The organism is Paenibacillus crassostreae (genome assembly GCF_001857945.1).
Taxonomy (GTDB): Bacteria; Bacillota; Bacilli; order Paenibacillales; family Paenibacillaceae; genus Paenibacillus_AQ; species Paenibacillus_AQ crassostreae.
This window is the reverse complement of the sequence record NZ_CP017770.1, coordinates 2,390,429-2,411,513: the sequence shown is the minus strand read 5'-3', so window position 1 is coordinate 2,411,513 and position 21,085 is coordinate 2,390,429. Positions and strand designations below refer to the sequence as shown.

General features: G+C 40.5%; 20 protein-coding genes and 1 tRNA gene. 19 read left to right on the top strand and 2 right to left on the bottom strand.

The genetic code is table 11. The features are described from left to right. Positions 1–104 precede the first annotated feature (104 nt). From LPB68_RS11170 to LPB68_RS11105, 14 genes are all read left to right on the top strand, one after another. Complete coding sequence (locus tag LPB68_RS11170) at positions 105–1,055, top strand: ROK family glucokinase (RefSeq protein ID WP_068654787.1); 951 nt, start codon at positions 105–107, stop codon at positions 1,053–1,055. Between the two features lie 88 nt (positions 1,056–1,143). After that, positions 1,144–2,049, top strand: a complete 906-nt coding sequence (gene rapZ, locus LPB68_RS11165; protein ID WP_068654785.1) for an RNase adapter RapZ — start codon at positions 1,144–1,146, stop codon at positions 2,047–2,049. Positions 2,050–2,063: 14 nt separating this feature from the next. Beyond that, on the top strand, positions 2,064–3,050 hold the full coding sequence (locus LPB68_RS11160; RefSeq protein ID WP_068654783.1) for a gluconeogenesis factor YvcK family protein: 987 nt from the start codon (positions 2,064–2,066) through the stop codon (positions 3,048–3,050). 5 nt (positions 3,051–3,055) lie between these two features. Beyond that, positions 3,056–3,985 (top strand): DNA-binding protein WhiA, encoded by a 930-nt coding sequence (whiA, locus tag LPB68_RS11155; RefSeq protein WP_068654781.1) that lies wholly within the window; start codon positions 3,056–3,058, stop codon positions 3,983–3,985. Between the two features lie 97 nt (positions 3,986–4,082). Further along, a complete protein-coding gene (locus LPB68_RS11150) occupies positions 4,083–4,352 on the top strand; it encodes an HPr family phosphocarrier protein (RefSeq protein ID WP_068654780.1) in 270 nt (89 codons plus the stop codon). Positions 4,353–4,529: 177 nt separating this feature from the next. Next, a complete protein-coding gene (locus LPB68_RS11145) occupies positions 4,530–6,035 on the top strand; it encodes a methyl-accepting chemotaxis protein (RefSeq protein ID WP_068654778.1) in 1,506 nt (501 codons plus the stop codon). Between the two features lie 282 nt (positions 6,036–6,317). Beyond that, complete coding sequence (locus LPB68_RS11140; RefSeq protein WP_332455159.1) at positions 6,318–7,070, top strand: SIMPL domain-containing protein; 753 nt, start codon at positions 6,318–6,320, stop codon at positions 7,068–7,070. 413 nt (positions 7,071–7,483) lie between these two features. Further along, positions 7,484–8,458: an ABC transporter ATP-binding protein gene (locus LPB68_RS11135; protein ID WP_068654773.1), complete on the top strand. Its 975-nt coding sequence runs from the start codon at positions 7,484–7,486 to the stop codon at positions 8,456–8,458. Between the two features lie 2 nt (positions 8,459–8,460). Further along, complete coding sequence (locus LPB68_RS11130) at positions 8,461–9,312, top strand: ABC transporter permease (protein ID WP_068654771.1); 852 nt, start codon at positions 8,461–8,463, stop codon at positions 9,310–9,312. Further along, the gene (locus LPB68_RS11125) at positions 9,309–10,115 is read left to right on the top strand and encodes an ABC transporter permease (RefSeq protein WP_068654769.1); all 807 of its coding nucleotides are present in this window, start codon (positions 9,309–9,311) and stop codon (positions 10,113–10,115) included. The genes LPB68_RS11130 and LPB68_RS11125 overlap by 4 nt, the downstream gene beginning before the upstream one ends. Before the next feature lie 153 nt (positions 10,116–10,268). Beyond that, entirely contained in the window at positions 10,269–11,273 is a 1,005-nt protein-coding gene (locus LPB68_RS11120) for a polyamine ABC transporter substrate-binding protein (RefSeq protein ID WP_198402106.1), read from the top strand. Positions 11,274–11,446: 173 nt separating this feature from the next. Next, positions 11,447–12,223, top strand: a complete 777-nt coding sequence (locus LPB68_RS11115) for a DUF2087 domain-containing protein (RefSeq protein ID WP_068654765.1) — start codon at positions 11,447–11,449, stop codon at positions 12,221–12,223. 20 nt (positions 12,224–12,243) lie between these two features. Continuing rightward, entirely contained in the window at positions 12,244–12,651 is a 408-nt protein-coding gene (locus tag LPB68_RS11110; RefSeq protein WP_068654763.1) for a GIY-YIG nuclease family protein, read from the top strand. Positions 12,652–12,780: 129 nt separating this feature from the next. Further along, a complete protein-coding gene (locus tag LPB68_RS11105) occupies positions 12,781–13,866 on the top strand; it encodes a PdaC/SigV domain-containing protein (RefSeq protein ID WP_068654761.1) in 1,086 nt (361 codons plus the stop codon). Positions 13,867–14,062: 196 nt separating this feature from the next. Here the strand turns inward: LPB68_RS11105 and clpP are convergent, their stop codons facing one another. Next, on the bottom strand, positions 14,063–14,653 hold the full coding sequence (gene clpP, locus LPB68_RS11100; RefSeq protein WP_068654759.1) for an ATP-dependent Clp endopeptidase proteolytic subunit ClpP: 591 nt from the start codon (positions 14,651–14,653) through the stop codon (positions 14,063–14,065). 184 nt (positions 14,654–14,837) lie between these two features. After that, positions 14,838–14,912, bottom strand: a tRNA-Arg gene (locus tag LPB68_RS11095). Positions 14,913–15,206: 294 nt separating this feature from the next. On the opposite strand from LPB68_RS11095, the gene LPB68_RS11090 reads away from it, so the two are divergent. The 5 genes from LPB68_RS11090 to gpmI all read left to right on the top strand — a co-directional run bounded on the left by LPB68_RS11090 (position 15,207) and on the right by gpmI (position 21,082). Further along, positions 15,207–16,265 carry a sugar-binding transcriptional regulator gene (locus LPB68_RS11090; RefSeq protein WP_068654757.1) on the top strand — a complete coding sequence of 353 codons (1,059 nt, stop codon included), beginning with the start codon at positions 15,207–15,209 and terminating at the stop codon, positions 16,263–16,265. 141 nt (positions 16,266–16,406) lie between these two features. Next, positions 16,407–17,417: a type I glyceraldehyde-3-phosphate dehydrogenase gene (gene gap, locus LPB68_RS11085; protein ID WP_068654755.1), complete on the top strand. Its 1,011-nt coding sequence runs from the start codon at positions 16,407–16,409 to the stop codon at positions 17,415–17,417. 130 nt (positions 17,418–17,547) lie between these two features. After that, a complete protein-coding gene (locus tag LPB68_RS11080; protein ID WP_068654753.1) occupies positions 17,548–18,729 on the top strand; it encodes a phosphoglycerate kinase in 1,182 nt (393 codons plus the stop codon). A gap of 54 nt (positions 18,730–18,783) precedes the next feature. Next, on the top strand, positions 18,784–19,536 hold the full coding sequence (gene tpiA, locus LPB68_RS11075; protein WP_068654751.1) for a triose-phosphate isomerase: 753 nt from the start codon (positions 18,784–18,786) through the stop codon (positions 19,534–19,536). Position 19,537: 1 nt separating this feature from the next. Continuing rightward, on the top strand, positions 19,538–21,082 hold the full coding sequence (gpmI, locus tag LPB68_RS11070; protein WP_068654749.1) for a 2,3-bisphosphoglycerate-independent phosphoglycerate mutase: 1,545 nt from the start codon (positions 19,538–19,540) through the stop codon (positions 21,080–21,082). Positions 21,083–21,085 lie beyond the last annotated feature (3 nt).

Genomic DNA, 21,085 nt, shown 5'->3' with positions numbered 1-21,085 from the left:
AGTACTCCTAACGTGTTGACTTCCCTTGACCAGATAGAGGGCATCAATTATAGTTGGTACGTAGGGTTTAAATTATTTTAGAATGCAAAAAGGTGGCTTGTAACATGTCTGAAAATATCTATGTTGGTGTGGATTTAGGTGGTACAGCGATTAAAGTGGGAATTTGTAATCAAGAGGGGCAGCTTCTTCTAACACATGAAGGACCGACCGAGACTGAAAAAGGTACTCAAGTTGTCATTGATAATATTGAGAAGTATGTGCGTGAAATTGTGGAGAAGTCACCATATGAGTGGGATCAGCTTGTAGGTGTTGGAGCAGGAGTTGCCGGGTTTACGAATGTCGTTGAGGGAATTATTGTCCTTGCACCCAACATAGGATTTCGAGATGTTCCGATTCGGTCTCTGTTAGAGGAGCGAATTGGCAAGCCTGTCAAAATAGATAATGATGCTAATGTGGCTGCTTTGGGTGAAGCTTGGAGCGGTGCAGGTCGTGGAATTGATAACTGTGTCTGCTATACACTTGGAACCGGAGTGGGCGGAGGTATTATCCTCAATGGAAAGATCTATCAAGGATTCTCTGGGATGGCAGGAGAGATTGGTCATATCTCAGTTGTGCCTGATCTGGAAGCGATTCAATGTGGTTGCGGTAAAAAGGGTTGTGTAGAAACGGTATCATCTGCAACAGGAATCATCCGTATGGCTAAAGATGCTGTAGAACGTGGAGATCGTACTGTTCTTTCTAATGTAGAGACAATAAATGCGAAGGCTGTATTCGATGCAGCCAAGGCTGGCGATGAAGTTGCACTTCGTATTGTTAATCGCGCTGCATTTTACTTAGGTAAATCGATGTCAGCGGTAGCTGCGGTGTTAAATCCTGAAGTATTTATTGTAGGTGGAGGTGTATCCTACGCAGGAGACATTCTATTTAACGAAGTGCGTGAAGTATTTGCGAAGTTTACTCCAGAGCCATTACAACGGGGTGTGTCGATTCTACCTGCTCAATTAGGAAATAATGCTGGAATTGTTGGGGCTGCAGGTCTTCATCTTCGTTCATAGATATAGGTTATAGGGGACGGCTAAGCCGTCTCTGCTTGTATGACGAGTCATAAGCTTGTTAGACTTATAGACAAGGGAGGGAAAGCTGATGCTGGAGGGAGACAATACTGTCCCGGCGATGGCCACCCTGATTATTATTACAGGTATGTCGGGTGCTGGAAAGACACTTGCTGTACAAAGCTTAGAAGATCTGGGCTTCTTCTGCGTGGATAATTTGCCACCGGTATTGATCCCTAAGTTCGCCGAACTTATTGAACAATCCAACGGAAAGATTGCCAAAGTAGCATTAGTGATCGATCTCCGTGGACGTGAGTTTTTCACTGCCTTATCAGAATCTTTGACCTATGTTAAAGAACACTTCACGATGGGGTGCGAGATTCTATTCCTTGACGCAACCGATTCTGTTCTAGTGCAACGTTATAAAGAGAGTCGCAGACGGCATCCATTAGCGCCTGAGGGGATGCCACTCGACGGTATACAATTGGAACGTAAGATGTTGGAGGAGCTCAGGAAATCCGCCACCCAGTTGATCGATACAAGTAATTTAAAACCAGGTAAACTGAAAGAGAAGATTATCTCTCGGTTCTCACAACTGGAGGCTAATTCATTATCTGTTAATATTACATCCTTTGGATTCAAATACGGGATTCCAATTGATGCGGATCTAATTTTTGATGTGAGATTTTTGCCTAATCCACATTATGTAGATCATTTGCGTCCCCGTACTGGTCAAGACAGTGAAGTATATGAGTATGTCATGAAATGGGCGGAAACCCAATTGTTCTTAACTAAACTATTGGATATGCTCCAATTCCTAATTCCGCAATATCATAAAGAAGGTAAGAGTCAGGTTATTATCGGTATTGGGTGTACAGGTGGTAAGCATCGTTCCGTTGCTATTGCCGAATATTTAGTTAAAATGCTGGGATCTAGTGAGACGGAGAACGTCTCAGTTAGCCATCGCGACTCTGATCGAGATCGTGACTGGCATTAATGAGGTGAAGTGTAATGGAAGCGGCAGAAGAGGAAAAAAAGCGTCCTCGAATTGTTGTCATGGGTGGAGGCACCGGGTTATCCGTCATGCTCCGAGGATTGAAAGAGAAGCCGCTTGACATCACGGCTATTGTTACGGTAGCTGACGATGGTGGGAGTTCAGGTATATTGCGAAGTGAATTGCAAATGCCACCACCGGGTGATATTCGTAACGTATTAACAGCACTAGCTGATGTTGAACCGTTACTTTCGCAAATGTTGAGTTATCGTTTCGCAAGTGGTTCAGGGCTGGCAGGGCATAGTTTAGGCAATTTAATCTTAGCAGGTATGACGGATATTACAGGTGATTTCGTATCAGCTGTAAGAGAATTGAGTAGGGTATTCGCTGTTCGTGGTCGAGTGCTGCCAGCTGCTGGTGTTGCAGTAAATCTTCATGCTGAGATGGAGGACGGAAGCATTGTAAGTGGAGAATCCAAAATCCCGGAAGCAGGGATGAAGATTAAGAGAGTTTTTCTTGATCCCGCTCACGTGGAGCCGTTGCCAGAGGCAGTTGAGGCAATCCAGCAAGCAGATGCGATTCTAATTGGCCCTGGGAGCCTATATACAAGTATTCTTCCTAATTTGCTTGTTCCCAAACTTGTAGAAGCTGTTTGTGCATCTAAAGCGATTAAGATATTTATATGTAATGTGATGACACAACCTGGAGAAACCGACAATTACACTGTAAATGATCATCTTAATGCGATTTATGATCATGTCGGTATACATCTTTTTGATTATGTTATTGTTAATAACGGTGAAATTCCGACTGGAGTTCAAGATAAGTATGCTGAAAAGGGAGCAAGACCAGTTCAGCTAGATTTGGATGAAGTGACAGGCAATGGTTACAAAGTTATTGCGGATACACTCGTACTTTTCCGAACTTATCTACGGCATGATGCTGAGAAACTAAGCCAACATATATACCAACTCGTACAAAATTGGACTTTACGTGAGAGGTGAATGACTTGTCGTTTGCGGCAGAGACAAAAAAAGAACTGACTAGGGTGGAAGGACAGGCATGTTGCGAGAAGGCTGAATTATCAGCACTGATTCGCATGAATGGTTCTGTCCAACTTTCGAATAAAAAGGTCATTTTGGATATCTCGACTGAAAATGCCGCGATAGCGAGACGAATTTATACCTTGATCAAAAAATTCTTCCAGGCACATACAGAATTACTTGTGCGTAAAAAAATGAGATTGAAGAAGAATAATGTATATATCGTACGCATACCTGCACAAGTTCAGGAGATTCTAAAAGAGCTTCATATTGTTTCTGAGGGGTTTCTTTTTACACAAGATATTCAATCTGGGCTTATACGTAAGAAATGTTGTAAACGGGCATACCTACGGGGAGCCTTTATGGCTGGTGGATCTGTAAATAATCCTGAGGGTTCATCGTATCATCTTGAAATTTATTCAATGTATGAAGATCATTGTAAGGCATTGGTCGATTTGGCTAATGAATTTAATCTGAATGCACGCTTTATTGAACGTAAGAAGGGGTTCGTGCTCTACATTAAGGAAGGTGAGAAAATCATTGAATTTCTTAGCTTAATTGGTGCACATCAATCTCTTTTCAAATTTGAAGATGTTCGCATTATGAGAGATATGAGAAATTCTGTGAATCGGATTGTCAATTGTGAGACAGCGAACTTAAACAAAACTATCAGTGCGGCAGTCCGGCAAATAGAGAACATTAAACTGCTGCAACGTGAAGTGGGATTAGATAATTTACCTGAGAAGCTTCGTGAAGTAGCAGAAGTACGTCTGGTGCATCCTGATATGAACTTGAAAGAAGTTGGTGAGATGCTTAAAGGCACGGTCAGTAAATCCGGCGTGAATCATCGATTGCGTAAGATTGATGAGATGGCAGATAAGATTCGTAAGGGTTGAGTTTTTCTTCTAGTGTCCTTCATGTTATAATGATATAATGGTTTTAAATGAAATTAGTGTAAATTGATCAGATTTATAAATTAGGGGGTAAGTTTCCATGACAAAGCACCCGGTAGTAGTCCGTCTTAAGACGGGTCTCCATGCCAGACCGGCAGCATTGTTCGTCCAAGAAGCGAATAAGTACTCGTCTGAAATTTTCGTGGAAAAAGATGATAAAAAGGTGAATGCTAAAAGCATTATGGGAATTATGAGCCTTGCAATCAGCTCCGGAACGGAAATTAATATTAGTGCAGATGGCGCTGACGCTGAGCAGGCTGTAACCGCTTTAGTGAGTTTAGTAAGTAAAGAGGAATTAGAGAACCAATAGTGTTGACGTTCACATAACAAAGAGCAGCTAACCCCTTGAGGGCTGGCTGCTCTTTGTTATTATTCCCCAATAAATTAATACTCATGATAGATAAGATATCTGTCGATATATATTATGTTCTATACAACGACATTAATAATAAGTGTTGCCAAGAATTCACATCACAGGGGGTTAATTATGAAAATTAAAAATATTCTACGAATAGGTAGCAAAGACGGTGATGAGCTCCTTAGTGTGAAGGAACAGGATGTTATGAGACGGAATATGGTGCTCATTATTGCGTTTAGTATTGCTGTATTGATGAGTATCGCTGCCATTAACTTATCTGATCTTTTTGCAATGACTAATATCACTTTTGTGATAAATGCAATCACATTAGGAATAATGCTCTTATTTCATAGTAAGCGTAAGTATATCCATCTAACTTCTTATCTAGGGGTTCTAGGGGTGATATTGACTTCCAGTTTACAGATAATCTATACACCTTCTATGAATGGTTTAAGCTCAGTATACTATTTAATTATTCTATCTCTAATCACTATGAAGGCAACTCTAACGATCATTACTATGGTTTGTGGAATGGGAATGGCGTATGTTTTGGTTATGGTAAAGGGAGATCAAGTTGGTGTGAATCCAGAGGATAGTGTTGGATTATTAGTTATTTATATGATTGTATGTTTTATGATTGTGCTACTATTACGTGCTTCCAGTAAACTAATGAAAGATACAGACGATGCGCGTAAGCAGACTGAAATTTTACTTGATGAACAACGTCTGCATAAAGAACAACTGTTGCATAATGTCGTAACGGTCACTCAGCATATGATGGAAGTTACACAGTCGATGGAAGAAAATACAGCATCTTTCCAACAAATGAATGTTGCATTCCAAGAAATAGCTACAGGTGCTGTAACTCAGGTTGATACTACATTATCTATTAATGATTCAATTCAGCAGATGGCGGAAATGATCCAGGGGATGACCACATCGACTGAGACATTATTGATACAGACCAATGAGACTAATCATCTTTCAGAAACAGGCAAGGGTAAAGTAGAAACGTTAAAAGATGCCATTATCGAATTTAAACTAGAAATTGATGGAATGGCTACAGATATTGAAGAGCTTACGCAACGTGTGAATGAAACCTCTCAATTTAGCCAGACTATTCGTGAGATTGCCAATCAGACGAATCTTCTTTCGTTAAATGCGAGTATTGAAGCTGCACGAGCAGGTGAATATGGGCAAGGATTCTCCGTAGTTGCCCGGGAAATACGAAAATTATCAGAGCTTACTTCCACAGCGGCCGAGCAGATAACGCAACAACTTCAGAACTTCACCGTGAAGACCAATGAAACGCTACTGAGAATGAACTTGGTAGCGGAACAAATGACATTAAGTAGTGAGTTAACCCAAGAGACATCAGAGTCATTTGATTCTATAAAAGGATCTATCGGAGAACTTTTGCAGGTATCACAAGAATACGGCAGTATGATGCACGAAGTGACTCAGTACTCAACTTCCGTTGGAGATTCAACGAATCACTTAGCATCTGTTAACGAACAGACTTCAGCAACATTACAAGAACTATCTGCAACTTTACAGTTATTACTTGAGAATAACCAAATGAGTATGGAGAGTACGAAAAAAGCCGAGCAGAATCTCAAAGCTATTGTAGAATAATTTCTTTTCCAACCTATGCAACATTTACCTTTACTTCTCGTCTAGAAAGTAAAAGAAGGAAAACTTCGTAAAACTCAAGAGTAAATGCTTACGAAGAGAGTTTTCTCGAAGTATTGCACAAGAAGTAACGCTCAAAAACTTTGGTATATGCTTTCGATGCTAGTTTTTTTACGAAGTATATCGAGAAGTGATGCTCAAAAACTTGGATTATGCTTACGAAGAGAGTTTTCTCGAAGTATTGCACAAGAAGTAACGCTCAAAAACTTTTAGGAGGGTATAATCATGAAATGGGTAAAAAAATTAGGGTTGGTTGTAGTGGCGAGTACGTTAATTCTCGGAATATCTGGGATTACGAACTCAATAGGAGGCACAGCACAAGTTTTTGCGGCGGAAGAACCGCGTAATGTTGTTAATGTGATTGGATCAGGGGAAATATCAATTACACCGGATATCGCCTACATTTCTATTGGTGTTACATCGCAAGCCGATACGGCTCAAGCTGCACAACAAGCAAATGCAGCTAAGATGAAGAAGTTGAATGACGTGCTGAAAAATACTTGGAAGATCGTAGATAAAGATATTAAGAGCACGCAATTCCATGTACAACCTAATTATACGTACACAGAAAAAGAAGGCCAGAAGATTAAAGGTTACAATGCTAATCACAGTATTGAAGTAACTTACCGTGACCTTGCCAAGATTGGTGAATTACTCGATGCAGCTTCTAAGGCAGGAGCTAACAACATCGATAATGTACGATTCTCAGTTGAGAACCGTGATCAATATGAAACTCAAGTGATTGAAAAGGCAATGGCGAATGCTAATCTGAAGGCTAGTGCTATTGCCAAGGCAGCGAATCGGCAGCTAGGAATCGTTCTAGTCGTTAGCCAAGGAGATAGTAGTGCACCAATTGTATATGCGCAGAATGAAATGCTACAGGCTAAAGTCTCCATGGACACTGCAGCCTCGACTGCTATTGAGACAGGAGAAGTTAAAGTATCAACACAGCTTAGCGTTCAATATGAGCTCAAGTAATTGTTGAAATACTAATTAATGTTGCCTTGTAAAGTCGCGATTCTCAGACAATCTATGTCGAGAGAATGCGACTTTTTTGATAATATAAGAAAGCATAAGTTTCTCTTGATCTTAATGATTATGATACTGTCCGTCACGATTTTGTGATAGTATAGGGTGAATTAAAGTCTAAATTCATAGAAAATTGTTGTACCTTCTGCTGAAACACGTTATAGTGAATATGCGAATTTGGTCCATGTACCAATTTAACTAACCATTATATCCATTTATGAATAGTTTAAAGATAAGTAAGCCATACAATATGATATGGCTTATTAGAAGTGTTAGAGGGTTATAATGGACGAAATATTGTCCAAGAGCAGGACGACATAGCTATATTGTGTAATCGATGAAAAAAGGGGTTGGTATTTATTATGATTGAACTCGTGCAGGTGGAGAAGCAGTTTGAAGGACAAGTTGTGGTGCATCCATTGTCTTTGATAATTAAGGAAGGTGAATTCCTTACACTATTAGGACCAAGCGGATGTGGGAAAACGACTATTCTACGTATGATCGCTGGTTTTGAACAACCCTCCAAGGGGAATATTATACTTGATGGACATGATGTAACGGATGATCCTCCAAATCTAAGGGATTTGAATTTGGTGTTTCAACATTATGCTTTATTTCCTCATATGACTGTAGAAGAGAATATTGCCTTCGGTCTGAAAATGAAAAAAGTCCCCAAAGACCAACAAATTGCACGAGTGGCAGAAGCTGTTCAAATGACTCAATTAACAGCTCTGACTTCCCGGTATCCTCATCAACTCTCAGGAGGCCAACAACAACGGGTAGCTATAGCTAGGGCAATAGTGAATAGGCCCAAAGTACTACTACTTGACGAACCTCTAGGGGCCTTGGATTTACAACTTCGCAAAAATCTGCAAACCGAGCTCAAGCATCTACAACGGACACTTGGAATTACATTTGTCTACGTTACTCATGATCAAGAGGAAGCGATGATGTTATCTGATCGCATTGTTATTATGAATAATGGACAGGTAGAGCAGATTGGCACTCCCAAAGAAATCTATGCCACACCACAAACACTTTTTGCCGCAACCTTTATCGGAGAGAATAATATATTCACTTCACCCGAAGGTCTGTATGCTGTGAGACCAGAGAAGCTACGTCCACAGCGGAATCTAGAAAACGCAAATAAAATAGGTATTATTCAAGATATTATGTATATGGGAAATGTTCATAAATTAATCGTTGAGCTACAACAAGATGATATGCAAACGGCGATGAGTGTAACCATTGCACTTGATTTGTCGGATGAAGAGTCGTGGCAAGTAGGTGAACGGATCGGGGTGAACTGGAATCCTAAGGATGAGGTGGTGATCTAACCATGAACAAGTCCAAATGGCTCCTGACTCCAGTTTTGGTCTGGTTAGGTCTATTCCTAATCGTGCCCATGCTTATTGTTGTGGCGATGTCTTTCATGCAACGAGACACGCTAGGTAATGTTGTTTTTAGTTTTAGTTGGGAAGGTTATAAGACATTTTGGGATTCTCTATACATAGGAATCTATTGGGATACGATTGTATTATCCGTCTCGACGGCATTGATATGCTTAATTGTTAGTTATCCATTGGCATACTATATAGCAGGCTCCTCTCCCCGTATACAGAAATGGGGGCTGATCCTGATTACGATTCCATTCTGGATTAACTTCCTTATTCGGACTTACGCATGGGTGCTACTGCTTCGAACACAAGGTGTAGTAAACAATATTTTAATGCATTGGGGATGGATTGATGAACCTTTGCAAATGCTCTATACCAAAGGAGCTGTACTCCTAGGAATGGTATATAATTTTATTCCCTTTATGGTGTTACCACTGTACGTAGCTATCGAGCAAATTGATCGACGATTGCTAGATGCTGCAAGTGATCTAGGAGCTAGTCGCTGGAAGGCGTTCTGGCATATCACTTTGCCACAAAGTAAAGCTGGTATAATTACAGGCTCAGTTCTCGTATTCGTATCTACAGCAGGGATGTTTGTTGTTACGGATATTCTAGGAGGATCTAAGTCTTCTATGATAAGTAACATCATTCAGTCTCAGTTCCTTGGGGCACGTAATTGGCCTTTCGGTTCAGCGCTTTCGGTCATCTTTGTCCTGACATCGCTTGTGCTGATTGTATTGTTTAACCAAGTGATGAAATCGCGTAGCGATCGTGTTAAGGAGGGGAAAAGATGAACAAAAAAGGACATCCTCTTCTAAGTATTCACTCTATATTATTAATGATCTTCATTTATGTGCCTATCGTATTAGTGATGGTGTATTCTTTTAACAACACACGACTTGCAGGGGATTGGCAAGGGTTTACTTTTGATTGGTATATTTCTCTGTTACAAGATCGTAACGTATTGGATGCTCTAATGAACAGTCTGATTGTGGCTGTTGTCTCTACCGTTCTGGCTACGATAATTGGTACAATTGCAGCTTTATCTATGAGAGATTTGGGTAAGAGATTAAAGGCCCCAATGAATGGTTTATTATATATGCCTATTATTATTCCAGATATTATCATGGGGATATCATTGTTAGTGTTGTTTAGCCAACTGCATATTCCATTAGGAAAAATGACAATTATGATTGCTCATATAACCTTCAGTGTTTCCTATGTTTATGTGATGGTGTCCGCAAGATTCGCAGGAATGGGTAGACAACTTGAAGAAGCATCGCAAGATCTTGGTGCTACATACTGGGAAACCTTCCGTTATGTAACATTACCACAAATTACACCAGGTATTATCTCAGGTGCATTGATTGCATTCACGCTTTCATTAGATGATTTCATGGTTAGCTTCTTTGTTGCAGGACCAAGCTCAACAACGCTTCCGATCTATATCTTCGGGCAAGTGAAGCGAGGCATATCGCCTGAAATTAATGCATTATGTACTTTGCTTATTCTAGTTAGTATTTCGTTGATCTTGTTATCGCAGTACTTCATGAATCGCGGACGAGGACAAAAGAAACGAAATACATTACCTTTTTAAAAGCGACATACAGAACGGGAGAATATATTAATAATGGGTAGATGACTCGTTCCTAAGGGCGGATCTTTACCCCTAACATAAGATGATGTGACGAAAGAGAGGAGATATGTAACTGTGAAACAAACAAAATGGATAAGCCTGCTGATAGCAGGAATGATGGCGATAGTACTATTAAGTGGGTGTTCTTCTAAGGAAACATTGCATCTTTACAGCTGGGCAGATAACTTTGATGAAGCGGTATTAGCTGACTTCGAAGAAGAATTCGATATAAAAGTTACGTATGATGTCTTTGCGAATAACGAGGACTTATTAGCTAAGATCAAAGCGGGTGGCGGAGGTTACGATCTGATCCAACCTTCTGATTATATGGTGGAAACGATGATTAAGAATAATCTTCTTGAACCTTTGGATAAGAATAATATCCCGAATTTCAATAACATCGCGGATACATTCAAAGATCCTACATTCGACCCAGGTAATCAATATTCCATCGTCTATACTTCTGGTGTAACGGGAATTGCCTACAACAAGAAGTACATTAAAGATTCCATTGATAGTTGGGATGATCTATGGAATCCGGAATATGAAGGTAAAGTATTGCTACTAGACGATAATCGCGAAGTGATTGGGATGGCACTGAAGAAGAATGGCTATTCTAATAGCTCTACCAATGAGACAGAAATTAAGACAGCTGTAGATGATTTGAAAGCTCTATTACCGAGCGTACTTGCGTTCGATACCGATACTATCAAACAAAAGATGATTCAAGAAGAAGGCTGGATTGGCACGGTATGGTCTGGAGATGCGGCTTATATTGTTAATGACAATCCGGACATTGCTTATGTTGTGCCTAAGGAAGGTGCCACAATGTTCTCTGATAACTACGCTATCCCCAAAGGGGCTAAGAATAAAGCCTTGGCGGAGAAATTTATCAATTACATGCTGGACCCTGAAGTGAGTGCGAAGAATTACGAGACAATTGGTTACAGTGATCCTAACACGAAGGCGATGGAATATCATTCTGAAACCTATCGTAATAACACCATGATTAATCTTTCTGAAGATGAATTGAGTCGGACGGAGTGGCTGAGTGATGTAGGCGATACTCTACAAGTATACGATCGCTTCTGGACTGAATTGAAAAGTGGTAGAGAATAACATTCGCGAAGTTGATAAGATATTGAGTTGAATGAGGAGAAGGTTCGAAGCTAGGATGTCGTCCAGCTTTGAGCCTTTTTTTGCCATTTAAAACGATGAATGGTTGCTTAATAGTAAACGATATTATATAATGTTTGTTAAATAGCAAACAAAATTGAAAGGTGTCTATAATAATGAGTTATATATCTGAAATATTCTGGAACGCTAGTATAGAAGAAATTAAACAAGGGTACGTGTTCGATCAGGAACGCGAGGTCTATGTATGCGTAGTCTGCGGTAAGCGTTATGAGAAAGGCATTATTTATAAAGATGAAGATGTACTATACGAAGCTGAGAAATATGTCCGCCGGCATATCACAAGTGAGCATATATCGATGGTTGATTTTTTGCTGGGGTTAGATAAGAAGTTGACCGGATTAACGGATTTGCAGCGGACACTATTGAATTTTTTTCAAACGGGATTAAGTGACCAAGAGATCGTTAAAGAATTAGATGGGGGGAGTACCTCTACTATTCGTAATCATCGGTTTACGTTACGTGAGAAAATGAAGCAGGCCAAAGTATTTCTATCCATCATGGAGCTTGTCGAGGAGAAATCAAATAGTAAAAGTCGGTATATTCAAATTCATGATGCTCCCTCATTGCTGGATGAGCGGCATTCTATTACGGAAGAGGAGAACGATCATATTCTGAGTTCCTATTTTAAACATGGTTTAGCTGGACCTATGACGGAATTTCCCAAGAAGGAGAAGCGTAAAATAGTCATTTTGCGACATCTTACTCAATTTTTTGATGTTCAGAGGTTCTATACAGAGAAGGAAGTTAATGAAATCCTGAAGCATCGTTTAGATGACTATGTGACATTGAGAAGGTATTTAATCGAATATGGATTTATGGATCGAGAACCGGACGGTAGCCGATATTGGGTGAAAAGTAAACAAACAAACTAATTATGAAAGAAGGGTGTATTATGGATCAGCAAAGACGTAAACAACTAGTAGAAGAGTATCAGCAACAACCTCGTAAAATGGGAGTTTATCAAATTCGTAACTTGACCAATCATAAGATATGGATTGAGAGCAGTCTGAATCTATACGGAGCTTACAATAAAGATGTATTCATCTTGAATATGGGTAATCACGATTGTGTGGCATTGCAGCTAGATTGGAAGGTATATGGTGAACAGCAATTCGAAATGGAAATATTAGAACAAGTGAAGCTTGAAGAAGGAGAATCACTGATTGGTATGATCCCATTGAACGTCCCTATAAACCATCCAACGAATAAAAAATATAAGAAAGAGTTACAAAAGTTGGAGCAGAAGTGGTTGGATAAGCTGCAACCTTATGGAGACAAGGGATATAATCAGGAATCCTAGTATTCATCTCGATTTTGTTACCCGGTTGTTACCTAGCTGTTATGTCCCTGTCATGCAACTGTTACCATATCCCTCCATGATTTCGGTATACTGAAACAATAACTCGAATAATGTGGAGGGAATTTTGTTATGAATAAGGCTTTGAAGAGATGGTCTACTTTGACTTTAGCAGCTGGGCTTATAATCACGGGTTTTGGATATACAGGACAAGCAACAGTTGTTGCGGCAGGAAATACGAAGAATATTGCGGTGGTACCCTCGGTTATTTTGAAATGGAAAGGAACTACTCTCACCCAGAAGGGACTAATCAGTAATGGGAATACACTTATTCCTGTAACCCTATTGCGGGATCAACTTGGACTTTCCTTGAATTATAATCCAGGTACGAGAACGTATAGTCTTGGAAGTGGTTATAGACAGTTGAATATGGATGTCTCGGAGTACGGAGTGAATACTAATGTAAATAACTTCTATTTGAATGAATATGAAGTGAAAAATATCGGAGGAAAGTTATATATTCCATTTAAATTAATGAGTGACTACTTGGGGTACGAAGGTGTATGGAATTCTGAACTTAAGTCGCTAAGTATTACTCCTAGATTACAGAATGACCTTGAGATCACAACAAAAGTGTTGGAATCGAATACGAAGGATGCATTATTCATTGTACGTTATCCTCAGATTAGTGGACTAGCAGATGCAAAGGTTGAGAAAATAATCAATTCTAAGCTGGAGAAACTTAAGGATGATTTCGTAGATGCCTCGAAAGAGCAAGCTACTAAGAGGGACAGCTCTATTGAACACACCTATCAATTCTTTCAGAATTACGTCGTTTCATATAATGAGAATGACGTGCTAAGTATAGTTATAGATCAGTATGGATATACGGGTGGGGCACACGGAGGTACACTTCGTATCGGAATGAACTTCTCCTTAGTTGACGGTGAGTTGTTATCGCTTGCTGATCAGTTGAAAGAGAAGAATGCCGATTATGCAACGGAGCTAGATAAGCATGTTGTGAAGGGACTCACAGAGATCAACGGTTATGTTGAGGATTATAAGGGAGTAACGTCTGAATCCAATTATTATTTGAAATCAGAAGGCATAGCCCTATTCTTCCAACAGTATGAATATACGCCTTATGCTGCAGGTATTCCTACGTTCGTGGTTCCATATCAACAAATCCTTCCAAAAGGTACAAGCATGTTTAAATAAATCGATAGTAAGAGAAATATATCTAACATAAGAAACGGCTGTATCGTCCTTAATGAAGGACGACACAGCCGTTTCTACTTGAAATATAAGAAAGTATAAGTTTTACGCTATACTTTATGTCTTATATTTCTCGCTTAAACACTTACCGTCCTTATAAGGACGCCTAAGGCGTTTATGCTTGATTGTAGGGTTAATCTTAAAGAGCTATTGGCTTCTCAATAACCTTGTCAATAAGGCCATATGTTGCAGCTTCCGCAGCACTCATGAAGTAATCACGATCTGTATCCTTCTCAATGCGTTCAATCGGCTGTCCACTACGTTCAGCTAAAATACGATTTAACTTATCACGCAATTTGAGAATACGACGAGCACGAATCTCGATATCCGATGCTTGACCTTGTGCACCACCTAGAGGTTGGTGAATCATAATCTCACTATTGGGCAATGCATATCGTTTACCAACGGCTCCTGCAGTCAATAAGAATGCACCCATAGAAGCGGCCATCCCTACACAAATTGTGGATACATCCGGTTTAATGTATTGCATCGTATCGTAAATCGCCATTCCGGCTGTAATGGATCCACCAGGGCTGTTTACATATAAGGAGATATCTTTCTCCGGGTCCTCAGCTGCAAGAAATAGCATTTGTGCAATAATGGAATTGGCAACCATGTCATTAACCTCAGAACCTAAGAAAATGATGCGATCTTTCAGTAGTCTGGAATAGATGTCATATGCGCGTTCACCGCGGTTACTTTGTTCAACGACCATAGGAACAAAACCCATGTGGAAAGCCTCCCTTTATAGAAACTAGATTAGTTGTTCATTGTAAATACGATTGCCGTATTTACCACTTCATAAACATTTTAAAACATAAAGTCAGGGAAAGTCAAACTATTGGTAAAAAAAAGAGCCATGATTGGCTTTTGTCTTGGTTGGTTAATGATATAAAGTGATAACGCTATGATTATGGTGCGCCCGCGAGGAATTGAACCTCGATCTCAGGCTTCGGAGGCCTACGTCATATCCATTTGACCACGGGCGCATAATGCAATAGCAAAAATGATTATATGATATATCAGCTAGAATAGCAAGGATCGCGGATTTTAATTTTATCCTGATGAATGATCACAAAATGGTATCTAGCTCAAATAATATCGTATGCAAGGCTTAGTGTGGCAAGGATCATAGTCCTGTTATGTATAAGAAAAGAAAGCGAGGAGAAATATACTAATGAATACTTGCAACAGAAGCAAATATTGGTTAGAATAGTGGTGGGACTTAAAAAGTTAACCCGGGACATTTTAGGGCCATGTAGAAAGTAGCAGGGGTGGAAAGCATGCGGAATTTATTAGAAATACAAAAGCAGCTTCTGCCTGATCTCATGGAAACACTCAAGACAAGGTATAGTATTCTTCAACGGATCATGTCATTTGATATGATCGGACGTAGAACACTGGCCGCGTCGCTCCATATGACGGAACGCGTGTTGCGGTCTGAGACGGATTTATTGAAATCACAAGGACTTATTGAGATTGAAAGCATGGGAATGAGGATTAGTGATTCGGGTAAGAAATTGCTGGAGTCATTGGAGCCTATCGCTAAAGATCTATTTGGACTCACTGATTTAGAAGATAAAATTCGACTAGCATATGGACTACGCAAGGTAGTGATTGTGCCTGGTGATTCTGAGTCATCATCGTTCTCTAAACGAGAACTAGGGCGTGCAGGAGCGAAGGCACTGTTAAGCGTCATGGGCAATGAAGATATAATCGCTGTCACAGGAGGATCTACACTTGCTGCGGTTGCTGAGCAACTATCTCAACCAGTATCGGCACATGTTAAACGAACTTGGTTCGTACCAGCCCGCGGCGGCTTAGGAGAAAGCGTGGAGTTCCAAGCGAACACCGTTGCTTCTACAATGGCTAAGAGTGTAGGAGCCCAATATCGATTATTACACTTGCCGGATTTACTCAGCGAAGATGCTTATCAATCGCTTGTCCAAGATATTAACATTCAGGAAATTGTTCATATTATCAGACAATCACGGATCATTGTGCACGGTATTGGTGATGCCATGGTGATGACACGTCGTAGAAAGCTAGATTCAACTACGGTTGAAGCCATTAGAGCAGACGGTGCTGTTGCGGAGTCGTTTGGATATTATTTCAATGATGAAGGTGCTATGGTGCATAAGATGATGATTCTAGGCCTTCGGCTCGAGGATATCATGAACACTGAAATTGTTATTGGGATTGCAGGCGGTAAGAGCAAAGCTAGAGCAATACACGCCGTTCTCAGGTTCGGACAGGAAGATATACTCGTTACTGACGAGGCAGCTGCCCTGGAAATTGAGAGAGAGATGGATGAACAGACTCAAACGGATACCCTAAAGTGATATGAAGTATCGCTAACATCGTAAGGATAAACTCTTTGAAAATAGCCGTTTCTGCTTGTGAAACACATATTATCTGATGTCTTGACAGGTGTAACAGCCTTTCTTGAATAAATAAAACGAAATTTGGGAGGAACTATTCTAATGACAGTAAAAGTTGGTATTAATGGATTTGGACGTATTGGTCGCCTTGCATTCCGCCGTATTCAAGCTGTGGAAGGTATTGAAGTAGTTGCTATTAATGACTTGACAGACGCTAAAATGTTAGCTCATCTATTAAAATATGATACAACACAAGGCCGTTTCGACGGTGACGTTGAAGTTCATGACGGATTCTTCAAAGTAAATGGTAAGGAAGTAAAAGTTCTAGCTAACCGTAACCCTGAAGAATTGCCTTGGGGAGATCTTGGTGTAGAAATCGTTCTTGAATGTACTGGATTCTTCACAACTAAAGAAGCAGCTGAGAAACATCTAAAAGGTGGCGCTAAAAAAGTCGTTATCTCTGCTCCAGCTACTGGTGACATGAAGACGATCGTTTACAACGTTAACCATGAAATTCTTGATGGTTCTGAAACTGTAATTTCTGGTGCTTCTTGTACAACTAACTGCCTTGCACCAATGGCAAAAACTTTACAAGATAAATTCGGAATTATTGAAGGTTTGATGACTACAATTCATGCTTACACTGGCGACCAAAACACTTTGGATGCTCCACATTCTAAAGGTGATTTCCGTCGTGCTCGTGCAGCAGCTGAGAACATCATCCCTAACACTACCGGTGCTGCTAAAGCAATCGGCCTAGTTATTCCTGAACTTAAAGGTAAATTGGATGGTGCCGCTCAACGTGTTCCAGTTGCAACTGGATCATTGACTGAATTGGTAACTGTTCTTGAGAAGAACGTAACTGTTGAAGAAATTAACGCAGCTATGAAAGCAGCTTCTGATGTTGATTCTTATGGATACACAGAAGACGAAATCGTATCTTCTGATATCAAAGGTATTACATTCGGATCATTGTTTGACGCTACTCAAACAAAAGTATTGACTGTTGGCGACAAGCAATTGGTTAAGACTGTAGCTTGGTATGACAATGAAATGTCTTACACTGCACAATTGGTTCGTACTTTGGAACACTTCGCTAAATTGGCTAAGTAATATTGGCTAAAGCTTGAGAACATTTAAAGAGCGGAAACGGATTTTAATGTTTCCGCTCTTTCTGAAATATATGAAAAGTTATTCCTTGGATTCCAAACTATAAAATATGTGGGTGTGGGGGAACGTGGAGATGAATAAGAAAAGTGTACGTGATGTGGAAGTAGATGGGTTAAAGGTGTTCGTTCGTGTTGATTTCAATGTGCCGCTCGAAGATGGTAAAATTACCGACGATACACGTATTCGTGAAACATTGCCAACCATTAAATATTTGGTGGAACGTGGAGCAAAAGTGATCTTAGCAAGTCATATGGGTCGTCCCAATGGACAAGTGGTTGAATCCATGCGTTTGACGCCTGCTGCTGAACGTCTTTCTGAATTGCTTGATAAGAAGGTAGTTAAGGCTAACGAATCTGTTGGTGAAGCTGTTAAATCCCAAATTGCTGCAATGGCTAATGGTGACGTATTGTTGCTTGAAAACGTACGGTTCTATCCTGGAGAAGAGAAGAATGATGCTGAACTTGCGAAACAATTTGCTGAACTTGCGGATCTATTCGTGAATGATGCTTTTGGTGCTGCTCACCGTGCTCATGCTTCCACAGAAGGTATTGCACATCATTTACCAGCAGTATCAGGTCTTTTGATGGAAAAAGAACTATCTGTGCTTGGTAAAGCATTCTCCACACCTGAACGTCCTTTTACTGCAATCATTGGGGGATCTAAGGTTAAAGATAAGATTGATGTTATTAATAACTTGCTTAATCTTGCGGATAACGTGCTTATCGGAGGCGGACTTGCGTACACATTCTTTAAAGCACAAGGACATGAAATTGGTCTATCCTTATGCGATAATGACAAGCTTGATACAGCACTGGAATTCATTGAGAAAGCTAAGAAACTCGGTAAGAATTTCTTGCTTCCAGTAGATATCGTTATAGCAGATGACTTCAGTGCGGATGCTAACGTTGACATCGTAGATGTGGATTCAATTCCTGCTGGTTGGGAAGGCGTGGACATTGGTCCTAAGACGCGTGCTATCTATGCTGATGTTATCAAAAACTCAAAATTGGTTGTATGGAATGGACCAATGGGAGTGTTCGAAATGGAACCTTTCGCAAATGGTACGCGTGAAGTAGCACAAGCATGTGCGGATACTGAAGCTTACACAATCATCGGTGGTGGTGATTCTGCAGCTGCAGCTGAGAAATTCCAATTAGCAGATCAAATGAATCATATTTCTACAGGCGGTGGAGCTTCTCTTGAATTCATGGAAGGCAAGAAACTTCCTGGTGTAGAAGCATTGAACGATAAATAATTCCCTTTATTCGATTAAGGATAGGCATGTGGGGATAATAAGGAGTGAATTGCATTGAGAACACCGATTATCGCGGGTAACTGGAAAATGTTTAAAACAGTTCCAGAAGCAAAAGCATTTATTGAAGAAATCAAAGGTAAAGCAGAAGTGGCAGGTGTGGAGAGCGTAATTTGTGCTCCTTTCACTAATCTTCCAGCATTAATGGAAGCTGTTAAAGGTACTTCTATTAAAATCGGAGCGCAGAACCTGCATTTCGAAGACGACGGAGCTTACACTGGTGAAATTAGTGGTGTAATGTTGAAAGATTTAGGCGTGCACTATGTCATTATTGGACATTCAGAGCGTCGTGCTTATTTCGCTGAGTCTGATGAAATTGTTAACAAAAAGGTGTTTGCAGCTTTCAAGCATGGTATTACTCCGATCGTATGTGTTGGTGAGAAGTTGGAAGAACGTGAAGCTGACCAGACAAAAGCGGTATGTAAAGTTCAAACTGAAGGCGCATTGAAAGGCTTAACCGCTGAACAAGCAGCACAAGTTGTTATTGCTTATGAGCCGATCTGGGCGATTGGAACTGGGAAATCTTCCACAGCTCAAGATGCTAATGAAGTCATTTCTTATATCCGTGAGCTTGTAAAAGGTTTGTATGGTGAAAATGTTGCCAATGCTGTTCGTATTCAATATGGCGGTAGCGTGAAGCCTGAGAACGTCGTTGAGTATATGGGACAAAGTGATATCGATGGCGCATTAGTTGGTGGCGCAAGTCTACAACCTACTTCATACGTGCAACTTGTTGAGGGGGCGAAGTAATATGTCAGCACCAAGACCGGTAGCCTTAATTATTATGGATGGTTTCGGATTGCGCAATACTACTGAAGGTAATGCTGTAGCGCAAGCTAAGAAACCGAACTATGACCGTTTGATGAACCAATATCCGAACTCCACGCTTATTGCATGTGGCGAAGCTGTTGGATTACCTGAAGGGCAAATGGGTAACTCTGAGGTTGGTCATCTTAATATTGGTGCAGGGCGTATTGTCTATCAGAACCTGACGCGCATTTCGAAATCCATTCGTGATGGTGATTTCTTCGAGAATGCTACATTGGTTGATGCGGTTCGTAGTGCGAAGAACAATAATAAGAAATTGCATTTGTATGGCCTACTGTCAGATGGAGGCGTACATAGTCACATTGAACATATATTTGCGATGTTGGATCTGGCAAAGAAAGAAGGATTAGATGAAGTCTACATCCATGCTTTCCTAGATGGTCGTGATGTTGCTCCGGACTCAGGCAGACAGTTCATTGAGCAATTGAACGCTAAGATCAAAGAGGTTGGTGTCGGTACCATTGCAACGGTACAAGGACGCTACTATGCTATGGACCGTGATAAACGTTGGGAACGTGTTGAGAAATCATATCGTGCTATCGTTTATGGTGAAGGACCTAAGTATACAGACGCTCTTCAAGCGGTAATCGAATCTTATGAGAAGTCAGTCTTTGATGAATTCGTAGAACCAACGGTTATTGTGGATGAGCAAGGACAGCCATTGTCTACACTGAATAGTGGAGATTCTGTCGTGTTCTTAAACTTCCGTCCTGATCGCGCGATCCAATTGTCGCAAGTATTCACGAATAAAGACTTCCGCGGTTTCGAACGTGGACCGAAATTCCCTGAACAACTACATTTTGTATGTATGACAATGTTTAGTGAAACGGTAGAAGGTTATGTTGCTTATGAACCGAAGAACCTAGATAATACACTTGGGGAAGTATTGGTACAGAACAATAAGAAACAACTTCGTATTGCTGAAACAGAGAAATATCCGCATGTCACTTTCTTTTTCAGTGGCGGACGTGATGTGGAACTGCCAGGTGAGACGCGTATCCTCATCAATTCACCAAAAGTCGCTACGTATGATTTACAACCAGAGATGAGCGCTTATGAAGTGGCTGATGCTTGTGTGAAAGAGATTGAAGCAGAGAATCACGATGCTATTATTCTAAATTTCGCTAATCCGGACATGGTAGGACACTCAGGTATGCTTGAGCCAACCATCAAAGCCGTTGAAGTGACTGATGAATGTATGGGCAGAGTTGTAGATGCTGTCATTGCAAAAGGCGGGGTAGCGATCATTATTGCTGATCACGGTAACGCTGATATGGTATTTGATGAGGCTGGACGTCCATTTACTGCACATACTACGAATCCTGTTCCGTTTATCTTAACAGCATCCGATGTGGTATTGCGTGATGGAGGTATCCTGGCTGATGTTGCACCTACGATCTTAGATCTAATGCAATTACCGCAACCTGCAGAGATGACTGGTCAATCCATGATTGCAAGTCGTAAGTAGTAC